This is a genomic window from Streptomyces sp. NBC_00663 (assembly GCF_036226885.1).
GTDB lineage: Bacteria > Actinomycetota > Actinomycetes > Streptomycetales > Streptomycetaceae > Streptomyces.
In genome coordinates, this window is sequence record NZ_CP109027.1 from 2502793 (window position 1) to 2514269 (window position 11477).

Consider the following 11477-nt stretch of genomic DNA (forward strand, 5'->3'; position numbering starts at 1 on the left):
AAGTGGGTTGATCAAGAGATCCACGCCACACCCCTGCGGCAGCCCGTACCCCTCCGCGTACCGTCATGGGTATGAGCCGCCCCACTCCCCCCGTACGACGCCTCCGCCTCGGGCTGCCGCGGCGGATGTTCTCGCAGGTGCTGCTGATGCAGCTCGCGATCGCCGCGGGAGTCACGGTGCTCGCGACCGGGCTGTTCCTCGCACCGCTCAGCAACCAGCTGGACGACCAGGCGATGCGACGCGCCCTCGCCATCGCCCAGACGACCGCGCAGCAGCCGCAGATCGCCAGGGATCTGCAGACCACGCCCTACTCGGTCGACGGGCCGGTGCAGAAGGAGGCGGAGCGGATCCGCAAGGCCACCCAGGCCGAGTACGTCGTGATCATGAACAACCAGGGCATCCGCTGGTCCCACACCGACCCGAAGGAGATCGGCGGAAAGGTCTCGACCGACCCCGCGCGGGCGCTCGCGGGCGAGGAGGTCATGGAGATCGACGAGGGCACCCTGGGCCGCTCGGCCCGCGGCAAGGTGCCCCTGCGCGACAGCGACGGAACCATCATCGGGGCGGTCTCGGTCGGCATCGCGTACGACAGCGTCCGGGCCCGGCTGATCCACGCCATCCCGGGACTGCTCGCCTACGCCGGCGGCGCCCTGGCCGTCGGTGCGCTCGCCGCCTGGCTGATCTCCCGGCGGGTCCAGCGGCAGACCCGGGACCTGGCCTTCTCCGACATCTCGGCGCTGCTCGCGGAGCGCGAGGCGATGCTGCACGGCATCAGGGAGGGCGTCGTCGCCCTGGACCGGGCCGGCCGGGTCCGCCTCCTCAACGACGAGGCGCAGCGGCTGCTGAGCATCGGCGACGAGGCCGTGGGCCGCTCCCCCGACGAGGCGCTCGGCGAGGGCCGCACGGCCGACGTGCTGGCCGGGCGCGTGACCGGCACCGACCTGCTCACCGTCCGCGGCCAGCGGGTCCTGATCGCCAACCGCATGCCCACGGACGACGGCGGCGCCGTCGCGACCCTGCGCGACCGTACGGAGCTGGAGCAGCTGGGCCGCGAACTCGACTCCACGCGCGGACTGATCGACGCCCTGCGCGCCCAGGACCACGAGCACGCCAACCGCATGCACACGCTGCTCGGACTGCTCGAACTGGAGATGTTCGACGACGCCGTGGAGTTCGTCGGAGAGGTGGTCGGCGACCACCGTGCCACCGCGGAGCAGGTCACCGAGAAGATCAAGGATCCGCTGCTCGCCGCCCTGCTGGTCGGCAAGGCGACCGTCGCCGCGGAGCGCGGGGTCGCGCTGTGGATCTCGGACCGGACCTGGCTCCCCGACCGGCTGATCGACCCCCGGGGGATCGTCACGGTCGTCGGCAATCTGGTCGACAACGCGCTGGACGCCGTAGGGGGAAAGCCGCACGCGCGCGTGGAGGTCGAATTGCGTGCGGAGGGACGTACCGCCGTCCTCAGGGTGCGGGACACGGGGCCCGGCATTCCGGCGGAGCATCGTGAACTGGTCTTCACCGAGGGGTGGTCCACGAAGCAGCCGCCCGCGCACGGAAAGCGTGGCATCGGGCTCTCCCTGGTGCGCCGCCTGGCCGAACGGCAGGGTGGCAGCGCCGGCGTGACCGAGGCCGACGGAGGGGGCGCGGAGTTCACCGTCGTCCTGCCCGAGGCGCTGGCCGGTGACGACCTAGAACCGGCACTGACTGTTCCCGCCGCCCCCGAGGAGGAGTCGTGATGATCGAGGTTCTGGTCGTGGACGACGACACGCGGGTCGCGCGGGTCAACGCCGCCTACGTCGAGAAGGTGCCGGGCTTCCATGTGGCGGGCGAGGCCCACAACGCGGCCGAGGCGCTGCGTCAGGTGGAGCTGCTGCCCCGCGTCGACCTGGTCCTCATGGACCACTACCTGCCCGACGAGACGGGCCTTTCGGTCGTTCAGGAGATGCGTCGCCGGGGCCACCAGACCGACGTGATCATGGTGACGGCCGCGCGGGACGTCACGACCGTGCAGGCCGCGATGCGGCACGGCGCGCTTCAGTACCTGGTCAAGCCGTTCGCCTTCGCGGGTCTGCGCGCCAAGCTGGAGGCGTACGCCGAGCTGCGCCGCACGCTCGACGGCGGCGGCGAGGCCGAACAGGCCGAGGTGGACCGTATCTTCGGCGCCCTGTCCGCGCCGTCGGAGCCCGATCTGCCCAAGGGGCACTCCCCCACGACCGCGGAGCTCGTACGGCAGTCCCTGATGAACGCGGAGGGGCCGCTGTCGGCCCAGGAGATCGCCGACCGGACAGGGGTGAGCCGGCAGACCGCCCAGCGCTATCTGAAGCTTCTGGAGCGCACCGGACGGGCCCGGCTCACGCTCAAGTACGGCGACGCGGGCCGCCCGGAACACCGTTACGTGTGGGCGACCCGCGCCTGAGGGCACGGCCCGTGGGGGCGGGGGAAGGAACCGTGCCCTCCCCTCTATACGGATGCCGTCGTCATAGGCGTCAGTCCGTCACCTTGTCCACGAACTCGGTCGTGTACGTCTTGTCGAGATCGACGTCGGCCTTCTGGACGGCGGGGTTGAACGCCTTGAGCACCTTCTCGACGGTCTCGGGGCCGTTCTTCGGCATCACCCCGTCGTCCGTGAACATCGGCAAGGTGCTCTCAATGGCCGACGCGTAGAGGATGTTGTTGCCCTGGGAGTAGTCGGCGGGCATCTTCTCGGCGATCTCCAGGGCACTGTGTGTGGACATCCACTTGAGCGTCTTGACGAATGCATTGACCATCTTCTGGACGGTGTCCTTGTGTCCATTCACCCAGTCCGTCTGCATGTACAGACTTGACGAGGGATACGGACCGCCGAGCGCCGCCTGGGACCCCGCGGGCGTGCGCATGTCGAGGAGGACCTTGCCCGCCTTCTTGTCCAGGATCGTCGCGACGGTCGGGTCGGTCGTCATGCCGCCGTCGATCGCTCCCTGCTGGAGCGCCGAGATGAAGGTCGGTCCGGCGCCGACGGCGACCGGCGTGAACTCGCTGACCTTCACGCCGTTCTTGACGGCGAGGTACTTGGTGAGGAAGTCGGTCGACGAGCCGAGACCCGTGATGCCGAGCTTCTTCCCCTTGAAGTCCTTGGGCGAGGTGATGTCGTCCGCCTGCTTCGTGGACACGATCTCCACCTCACCGGGCGCGTGCGAGAACTGCACCACGGACTCGACGTGCTTGCCCTTCACCTGAAGGTCGAGCGTGTGGTCGTAGAAGCCGACGGCGCCCTGGACCTGGCCGGAGACGAGCGCGGTCTCGGCCTGGACACCGGCGGGTTCGCTGAGCAGCTCCACGTCGAGGCCCTCGGCGTCGAAGTAGCCGAGCCGCTGGGTGAGCATCGCGGGCAGGTAGATGACCTTGTCGAGGCCGCCGACCATGATCTTGACCTTCGTCCCCTTGCCGTCGCCCTTGCTGCCGGAGGAGGCGGTACTGGCCGCGTCATTGGCGCAGGCGGTGAGCGAGGAGAGGGCGAGCAGGCCGGCGGCGGCCAGGGCGGAGTATCTGGCGGTCTTGCGCATGGGGTTCACGTCCTTGTGAAGGGGAGGAGGCGGAGGGAGGAGAAGAAAGGAGGGGAGGGGAGAGGCGGGAGAGGCGGGGATGCGCTCGGGTCAGCTGTCCGAACCCGTCGGCTTCCAGCGGAAGATGCGGCGCTCCGCGAAGGTGAGCAGCCCTTCGGCGACGAGCGCGACGACGGCGAGGATGACCATCGCGGCGTACACACCGGCCGCGTTGAAGGTGCCCTGCGACTGCGCGACAAGCAGGCCGATGCCCTTCGTCGCGCCGATGTACTCGCCGACGATCGCGCCGATGAGGGCGAAGCCGAAGCTGACGTGGAGGCTCGTGAAGATCCACGAGGTCGCGGACGGGATGACCACCTGAAGCGTCACCCGGCGGTCGCTCGCCCCGAGGATGCGGGCGTTGGCGACCAGGTTGCGGTCGACCTCACGGGCGCCCTGGAAGGCGTTGAAGAACACCGGGAAGAAGACGAGCACGACCGCGGACGCGACCTTGGAGGCGGGCCCGAGGCCGAACCAGATCACGAAGATGGGTGCGAGGACGATTCTGGGTATGGAGTTGAGCACCTTGATGTATGGACCAAGGACATCGGCGAGAAAGGTGATCCGTCCCAGAGCGATACCGAACACCACACCGGCGGCCACGCCGAAGACCCAGCCGAGCAGCGCCTCGTGGAGCGTGTACCAGATCTGTTCGCCCAAGGATCCGAGCGCGGTCCCGTGCGTCACCCAGGTCCAGATCTGGTCCCAGATCTTGGTGGGCATCGAGAAGTTGAACGGATCGATGACCTCGGCGCGGGCGAGGATCTCCCACAGGCCGAGCACCAGTACCAGGAGCAGCGCCCGGCAGGCCGCGACGACGATCTTGCGTCTACGGGCGGCACGCGCGCGTGAATGAGCGCGGTCCGGTGGGGTCTTGGCCGTGTCGACGACCGGTGTGCTGATGACCTCAGGCGACATGGGCGGCACCTCTCTCGCGCGTGATGCGGACCTCTTCGCCGAGGGACTCCCAGATCTCGCGGTAGATCTCGATGAACCGCGGTTCCAGGCGCACCGACTCGACCTTGCGCGGGCGGGGCAGGTCAATGTCGAAGACGTGTTTGACGGTGGCCGGGCCGGCCGTCATCACGACGACCCGGTCGGCCAGCGCGATGGACTCCTCCAGGTCGTGGGTGACGAACACGACGGAGGCGCCGGAGCCCTCCCACAGCTCCAGCAGCTCGTCCGACATCAGGGCCCGGGTCTGCACGTCGAGCGCCGAGAACGGCTCGTCCATCAGCAGGATCTCGGGGTCGTTGACGAAGGTCGCGGCGAGCGCGACACGCTTGCGCTGTCCGCCGGACAACTGGTGCGGATAGCGGTCCTCGAAGGCCGAGAGCCCGACCCGGGCCAGCCACTCACGCGCCTTCGCCTTCGCCTCCGTCTTCGGCACACCACGAAAACGCGGGCCCGCCATGACATTGGACAGGACCGTGCGCCAGGGGAAGGTGGCGTCCTGCTGGAAGACGAACCCGACCTTGTCCCCCACGCCGCGAACCGGCTCTCCGGCGACCACGACCTCGCCATCGGAGGGCTCTTCGAGGCCGCTGACCAGGGTCAACGTGGTCGACTTTCCGCAACCGGTGGGCCCGACGACGGCCACGAACTCCCCACGCCGGACCGTGAGATCAAGTCCCCGGACCGCCGTGTGCAGGGCCCCTGACGGGGTCCTGAACGTCTTGCTCGCGCCCCGCAGCTCGATGGCGGGGCTGGTGTCTGCGCTCATGGCCGGGGACGGTAGGCGCGACCCGGGTGACGGCAGCAGCCTTCTGAGCGCATGCCGTTCTTTTGCCTGCAACAGCCTGTTGTGCTCGTTTTGCTCGCGCTACAACAACGGAGCCGAAGCACGGGCGCACCGCTCGCCCGGCCGCCACGGAGAGAGGCCCGATGATTGACGTCCTGGTCGTGGACGACGACTTCCGTGTCGCCGAGATCAACGCCAAGTACGTGGGAAAGGTTCCCGGTTTCCGGGTCGCCGCCCGCGCCCACACCGCCGCGCAGGCCCTGGCGACCGTTCAGCGCGGCACCATCGACCTGGTCCTGCTCGACCACTACCTGCCCGACCAGACAGGCCTCGACCTCGTCCACCGCATGCGGGAGCAGGGCCACGGCACCGACGTCATCATGATCACCGCCGCCGGCGACGTCACGACCATCCAGACCGCGATGCGCCTCGGCGCCCTGCACTATCTGGTCAAGCCGTTCACCTTCGCCGCGCTGCGCTCCCGCCTCGACTCCTACGCCGCCCTGCGCCGCACCGTCGACCGCGTCGGCGGCCGCGGCATCGCCGGCCAGGAACAGGTCGACCGCATGTTCGGCGCGCTGCGCACCACCCCCGCGCCACCGTCACCGGGCCTGCCGAGCGGCCACTCGGAACCGACGACCGACCTCATCTGCCGCGTCCTGCACCACGCCGACCACCCTCTGTCGGCCCACGAGGTCGCCGCCGAGACCGGCCTGAGCCGCTCCACCGCCCAGCGCTACCTCCGCCACCTGGAACAGGCGGGCCGCCTCCGCCTCTCCCTCAAATACGGCGACACGGGCCGCCCCGAACACCGCTACGCGTGGGTGGCGCCCTAACGGCAGGGCTGCGGCAGGGCTGCGGCTGCGGCAGTCGTACGACGATGAAGGCGCCGTACGACGAAGCAGGCATTGCCGACGAAGGCGCTGTACGCCGGTGCAAGCGCTGTACGCCGGTGAAGGCGCCGCCTCCTACGCGGCCCCCGCCCCCGTCAGCGACCGCACCTCGGTCTCCGCGTGCTTGGCCTCGTCGGCCACCTCCGCCGAGGTGACCGTGCCGAGCCAGCCGGCGACGAAGCCCAGCGGGATCGAGACGAGCCCGGGGTTCTGGAGCGGGAAGTACTGGAAGTCGACGCCCGGGAACAGTGATTCGGGGCTGCCCGACACCACGGGCGACAGCAGCACGAGCACCATGGCCGGGATGAGCCCGCCGTACACCGCCCACACCGCCCCGCGCGTGGTGAAGCCGCGCCAGAACAGCGAGTAGAGCAGCACCGGCAGATTGGCGGACGCGGCGACAGCGAAGGCGAGGCCCACCAGGAAGGCCACGTTGAGATCCCGGGCCAGCAGACCCAGGGCGATCGCGACCACGCCGATACCGACGGCAGCGACACGTGCCACGGCGACCTCACTGCGGGGCTTGCTGTCTCGCCGCCGCAGGGACACGTACAGGTCGTGGGCCACGGACGCGGAGGAGGCCAGGGTGATGCCGGCGACCACGGCCAGGATCGTGGCGAAGGCTACGGCGGCGACGATCGCGAACAGAACCGTTCCGCCGGTCGAGTCGGCGCCGCCGCCCAGGTCGAGGGCCAGCAGCGGAACGGCCGTGTTCCCGGCCGCGTTGGATCCCCGCACCGCCTCCGGCCCCACGATCGCGGCCGCCCCGAACCCGAGGACAATCGTCATCAGATAGAAGCCACCGATGAGCCCGATCGACCAGACCACGGAACGGCGCGCCGCCCGTGCCGTCGGCACGGTGTAGAAGCGCGACAGGATGTGCGGCAGCCCCGCGGTGCCCAGGACCAGCGCCAGCCCCAGGCTGATGAAGTCGAAGCGCGCGGTCCAGTCCCCGCCGTACTTCAGCCCGGGCGCCAGGAACTTCTCGCCGTGTCCACTGCGTTCGGCCGCGCTGAGCAGCAGTTGGTCGAAGTCTCCGTGAAAGCGCACCAGGACGAGCACGGTCAGGGCGATGGTGCCGCCGAGAAGCATGACGGCCTTCACGATCTGAATCCACGTGGTGGCCCGCATCCCTCCCAACGACACATAGATCACCATCAGCGCACCGACCCCGATGACGGTCCAGGTCTGCGCCGCCTCACCGGTGCCTCCGAGCAGCAGCGCCACCAGGCTCCCCGCACCCACCATCTGCGCCACCAGATACAGAACGGACACGGTGACCGAGGAGGTTCCCGCCGCGATCCGCACCGGCCGCTCATTCATCCGCGCGGCCACCACGTCGGCCAGCGTGAACCGTCCGCAGTTACGCACCAGTTCGGCGACGAGGAACAGCACGACCAGCCATGCCACCAGGAATCCCACCGAGTACAGCATCCCGTCGTACCCGAAGAGCGCGATGAGCCCGGAGATCCCCAGGAACGACGCCGCCGACATGTAGTCGCCCGCGATGGCAAAACCATTCTCCATCGGCGAGAACAACCGCCCACCCGCGTAGAACTCCTCCGCCGAACCATGGCGGTTACGGCTCACCCACGTCGTGATCGCCAGGGTGACCGCGACGAACGCGCTGAACAGCAGCAATGCCAGCGTCTGATGATCACCCGTCACGACACACCACCCCGGATCCCGCGCGTCAGCTCCTGGGTGTCCCAGCGCAGCTCCAACGCCGCCCGATCCCTACGCAGCCGCGCATGCCGGGCGTACGCCCAGGTCAGCAGAAAGGTGGTGAGGAACTGGCCCAGTCCCGCGACCATCGCCACGTTCACCGCGCCCGCCACCGGCCGGGCCATCAGCCCTGGCGCGGTCGTCGCGGTCACGACGTACCCCACGTACCAGCCGAAGAACCCGATGAACGCCGGCACGACAAACCGTCGGTACCGACTGCGCACCTCCTGGAACGCCGCGCTGCGCTGCACCTGGAGATACACCTCCGCAGCCGCGTCCTCGCGCTCCGTACGCCCGGTCTCGGCGACGGACCGCGGGACCGCCGCGCCGACGTCGCTCAACTCCCCCCAACCTGACGCGAGTGCGTCGTACCAGGGGTCGTCGTACCTCACGGCTGTGGGCGTCTCGGAGAGAGCCGGGTCGAACCCGTCGTGGCTTTCGGTCGCACTTTCGGGATCACCCCCGCCGCCGCGGGGACGACCGTTGCTTGACTGCATGCCCCAGGATGGACAGAACGGGAAGATCCCCGACTCTTCTTCCCCTCACGCTTCACCCCATCAGGTGATTCAACCCGCGGGAGGCCGCACAAGTCCCTTCGCATAGGCGTAACGCACCGCCTGTGCCCGGTCCTTGAGACCGGTCTTGGAGAACATGTTGTTGATGTGGGTCTTCACGGTCGCCGTGGAGACATGCAGCCTGCGGGCGATCTCCTGGTTGCTGAGGCCCTCGGCGATCAGAAGCAGCACCTCCGTCTCCCGCCCGGTGAGCCCGTCCGGGGGCTCCGCGGGCTCGGCCGCCCGGGGTTCGGGTTCCGACAGCCGCTCCAGGAGACGCCGTTGGATGCTTGGCGACAGGCCCGCGTCCCCGGACAGCACACTGTGCACCGCCCGCACGATCTCGTCGCCGCCCGCGTCCTTGGTGAGATAGCCGCGCGCTCCCGCCTTCAGGGCCGGGAACAGCGACTCGTCGTCCCCGAACGTCGTGAGCACCACCACCTGCGTCCCGGGGTGCTCGGTGCGGATCCGCCGGGTCGCCTCCACGCCGTCGCAGCGGGGCATGCGCAGGTCCATCAGCACCGCGTCCGGTGCGAGTTCGGCGACGAGCCGCACCGCCTCGTCCCCGTCTCCGGCGGCTCCGACGACCTCGACCCCCGGCAGCAGCCCGAGCAGCATCACGATGCCCTCCCGGACGACGGTCTGATCGTCCGCGACCACCACCCGAGCGACCTTGCCGCCGAGCTCCTCCGTCATACGGGCACCTTCAGCGTCACCGCGAATCCCTCCTCCTCCGGCCCTGCGTCCAGCGATCCGCCGAGCAGCTCGGCACGCTCCCGCATGCCCAGCAGACCGTACCCGGCTCCCGCGGCGGTGAGTTCGCCCGGCGAGCCTCCCGAGTCCCGTACGTCAAGGGTCACTTGATGCTGCCCGTAGTCCAGCCGGAGCCGCACCTTGGCGCCCGGCGCGTGTTTGCGGACGTTGGTCAGAGCCTCCTGCGCGACCCTCCGCACCGCCTGCGAGGCCTCGGCCGGCAGCGCTCTGCGCTCACCCGTAATGGTGACCTCGGCCTCCACGGTCGTGCCCACGAGCTGGGCGAGAAAGTCCTCCAACGGGGTCAGCTCACCGCGCAGGGCCGAGAGTGCCTGTCTCGTCTCGGTGAGACCGTCTCGCGCCATCCCCCGCGCCGCCACGACCCGTTCGAGGATCTGGTCCCGGTCCGCCCCCCTCTCGATCAGCAGCCGGGCGGCCTCCAAGTGCACGAGCTGTGCCGAGAGGCTGTGAGCCAGCACGTCATGGATCTCCCGGGCGATACGGGCCCGCTCGGCGAGCGCCGCCGACTCCGCCTCGGCCGCCCGCGCGGCCCGCTCCTGGGCTAGCAGCCGCTGGGCATTGCCCCGGGCTTCGGCGTCGAGGCGCAGCGTGTACCCGGCGAGAGCCAGCCCCAGGCAGGTGACCACGGTCGTCAGCACATCGTCGTCGTTGAGGGCCCCGTAGGCACCGAGCGCCACCGCCGTGACCGGCACGGCGGCGGTCAGAGGCAGCCGTTCCAGTGCGGCGACAGCGGACGCGCACCAGATGACGAGGGCCGGCACCGACAGCCCGGACACCTGGGCCACGATCGCGACGCCCTGGAGGAGACCCCATGACAGCAGCGAGAGCCAGAGCCGATGCTGGAGCGTGGCGCGGTAGAAGGCCCAGGCCAACAAGGCGGCCACGGCGAACCCCCCGGCACCCGCGGCGATTCTCCAGCCGTGGGAGGAACTGCTTGTCAGGGCACCCCACAACAGCAGGGAGAGGAGCAGCAGCCTCACCGCCCAGGCGAGCAGGCGTCGGGGCCTTGAGATTCCCTCACGCCCCAGCGCCTCCCGGGACGGCCAGCGTGTCCAGGCGTTCTCCTTCACACACGCTCCTTCCAGGCGCGCCGGGGCATGTCGTCACCGTACGCCGCGCCTCGGACGGGAGCCGTGCGGGACGACGAGGACTGAGCACGCCAGGCGAGGATTCCCGAGCGGACAAGCAGCGTGGCAGCCAGGGCGAGGAGCAGAGCGGACGATTCCTGGTGGATGCCGAGCGCGGCGCCGAAGGCGTAGAGACCGACGCGCAGGGCTATGCCGATGAGCCAGACCAGCCCGCTCGCCTTGGTGCTCTTGCTCCACACTGCACCGTCAGGCTCCGTCCATATGCGTGAGGTCCAGGCCCAGGCCGCTCCGATGGTGAGACCGATGAGGAGCTCGACCGTGAGCAGGGCGACCGATGCGGTGTGGTGGTGGGCATCTATGAGGCCGGGTTCCCTCAGCGCGACGAAGCCGAGCACGACCGGCAGCAGCCACCAGCGCCGTTCCGTGTCGATCCGCTGCGCGCGGAACTGGCGTGCGACCACCACGACGACAACGGCCGCGATCAGGAATCCGTCGACCAGCCCGGACATCAGAGCCTCCGTGAGCGAAGAGGGACGCTGCCGACAGCGAGCGCTGCCGACGCCTTCGACGCTACGGAAATTCGCTGGTCAGGGGATCGGAGCAGGGGTGGATCGTGGGTGGACGCACCAGCCCGTTCGGGCTCCACCCACGGGTGGAGAGCCTGGAGGAACGGCTGGTTCGAGCAGGCCTCGCAGTGGAGCGATCCCCTGGGCGCGCCAAAGAGCTGGACCGACGCGGGGCCTGCCCGGGGGAACCAGCACCGCGCCTACCTGGGAGGGCGGGGCCCAGGGCCTTGGTATCAGGCGAGCGGTCGAGCCTCAGGCCAGGGGTTGAGCACGGGTGGGGCAATTGAGCATGGGCGGGGCAATTGAGCACCGGGCCAGGGGCCAGTGCCCGCCTCAGGTCCGAGCCCGGCTCGGATCCAAGCCCAGCCCAGATCCAAGGCACGCACAGGTCCAAGCCAAGCCCAGCACCCACCCGGGCCCAGCACCTATCCACGCCCAGGACCAAACCGAGCCCGGAACCAGGCCATGCCCACAGCCAACCCGGGCCTGGCCCAGAACCAAGCCGCGCAACCCGGGCCTGGCCCAGAACCAAGCCGCGCCCGCAACCAACCCGGG

At 69.7% G+C, this 11477-nt stretch carries 11 protein-coding genes; 3 read left to right on the forward strand and 8 right to left on the reverse strand.

What is annotated here, in order from left to right:
- Positions 1–71: 71 nt before the first annotated feature.
- Positions 72–1736, forward strand: coding sequence for an ATP-binding protein (locus OG866_RS11200; protein ID WP_443063517.1), 1665 nt, complete (start codon positions 72–74; stop codon positions 1734–1736).
- Positions 1736–2416 carry a response regulator gene (locus OG866_RS11205; protein WP_329333851.1) on the forward strand — a complete coding sequence of 227 codons (681 nt, stop codon included), beginning with the start codon at positions 1736–1738 and terminating at the stop codon, positions 2414–2416. The genes OG866_RS11200 and OG866_RS11205 overlap by 1 nt, the downstream gene beginning before the upstream one ends.
- A gap of 70 nt (positions 2417–2486) precedes the next feature.
- Here OG866_RS11205 and OG866_RS11210 read toward each other — a convergent pair whose 3' ends face one another.
- From OG866_RS11210 to OG866_RS11220, 3 genes are all read right to left on the reverse strand, one after another.
- Positions 2487–3542 carry an ABC transporter substrate-binding protein gene (locus tag OG866_RS11210; RefSeq protein ID WP_329333853.1) on the reverse strand — a complete coding sequence of 352 codons (1056 nt, stop codon included), beginning with the start codon at positions 3540–3542 and terminating at the stop codon, positions 2487–2489.
- A 90-nt stretch (positions 3543–3632) separates the two neighbouring features.
- Positions 3633–4499: an ABC transporter permease gene (locus tag OG866_RS11215; RefSeq protein ID WP_329333855.1), complete on the reverse strand. Its 867-nt coding sequence runs from the start codon at positions 4497–4499 to the stop codon at positions 3633–3635.
- Positions 4489–5304, reverse strand: coding sequence for an ABC transporter ATP-binding protein (locus OG866_RS11220; RefSeq protein WP_329333857.1), 816 nt, complete (start codon positions 5302–5304; stop codon positions 4489–4491). Before OG866_RS11220 ends, OG866_RS11215 begins: the two co-directional genes overlap by 11 nt.
- A 161-nt stretch (positions 5305–5465) precedes the next feature.
- Here OG866_RS11220 and OG866_RS11225 point away from each other — a divergent pair, with 161 nt between their 5' ends.
- Complete coding sequence (locus OG866_RS11225; protein ID WP_329333859.1) at positions 5466–6158, forward strand: response regulator; 693 nt, start codon at positions 5466–5468, stop codon at positions 6156–6158.
- Between the two features lie 132 nt (positions 6159–6290).
- On the opposite strand, the gene OG866_RS11230 is transcribed toward OG866_RS11225, so the two are convergent.
- From OG866_RS11230 to OG866_RS11250, 5 genes are all read right to left on the reverse strand, one after another.
- Positions 6291–7883, reverse strand: coding sequence for a solute symporter family protein (locus OG866_RS11230; RefSeq protein WP_329333861.1), 1593 nt, complete (start codon positions 7881–7883; stop codon positions 6291–6293).
- A complete protein-coding gene (locus OG866_RS11235; RefSeq protein WP_329333862.1) occupies positions 7880–8437 on the reverse strand; it encodes a DUF485 domain-containing protein in 558 nt (185 codons plus the stop codon). The genes OG866_RS11230 and OG866_RS11235 overlap by 4 nt, the downstream gene beginning before the upstream one ends.
- Positions 8438–8506: 69 nt before the next feature.
- Entirely contained in the window at positions 8507–9190 is a 684-nt protein-coding gene (locus tag OG866_RS11240; protein ID WP_329333863.1) for a response regulator transcription factor, read from the reverse strand.
- Entirely contained in the window at positions 9187–10338 is a 1152-nt protein-coding gene (locus OG866_RS11245) for a sensor histidine kinase (protein ID WP_329333865.1), read from the reverse strand. The genes OG866_RS11240 and OG866_RS11245 overlap by 4 nt, the downstream gene beginning before the upstream one ends.
- Complete coding sequence (locus tag OG866_RS11250) at positions 10335–10865, reverse strand: DUF1453 domain-containing protein (RefSeq protein ID WP_329333867.1); 531 nt, start codon at positions 10863–10865, stop codon at positions 10335–10337. The genes OG866_RS11245 and OG866_RS11250 overlap by 4 nt, the downstream gene beginning before the upstream one ends.
- Positions 10866–11477: the final 612 nt, after the last annotated feature.

Bases quoted from the DNA above. Each gene is read 5' to 3' on its own strand.
- OG866_RS11200 (WP_443063517.1), top strand. From the start codon at position 72: ATGAGCCGCCCCACTCCCCCCGTACGACGCCTCCGCCTCGGGCTGCCG.
- OG866_RS11205 (WP_329333851.1), top strand. From the start codon at position 1,736: ATGATCGAGGTTCTGGTCGTGGACGACGACACGCGGGTCGCGCGGGTC.
- OG866_RS11210 (WP_329333853.1), bottom strand. From the start codon at position 3,542: ATGCGCAAGACCGCCAGATACTCCGCCCTGGCCGCCGCCGGCCTGCTC.
- OG866_RS11215 (WP_329333855.1), bottom strand. From the start codon at position 4,499: ATGTCGCCTGAGGTCATCAGCACACCGGTCGTCGACACGGCCAAGACC.
- OG866_RS11220 (WP_329333857.1), bottom strand. From the start codon at position 5,304: ATGAGCGCAGACACCAGCCCCGCCATCGAGCTGCGGGGCGCGAGCAAG.
- OG866_RS11225 (WP_329333859.1), top strand. From the start codon at position 5,466: ATGATTGACGTCCTGGTCGTGGACGACGACTTCCGTGTCGCCGAGATC.
- OG866_RS11235 (WP_329333862.1), bottom strand. From the start codon at position 8,437: ATGCAGTCAAGCAACGGTCGTCCCCGCGGCGGCGGGGGTGATCCCGAA.
- OG866_RS11240 (WP_329333863.1), bottom strand. From the start codon at position 9,190: ATGACGGAGGAGCTCGGCGGCAAGGTCGCTCGGGTGGTGGTCGCGGAC.
- OG866_RS11250 (WP_329333867.1), bottom strand. From the start codon at position 10,865: ATGTCCGGGCTGGTCGACGGATTCCTGATCGCGGCCGTTGTCGTCGTG.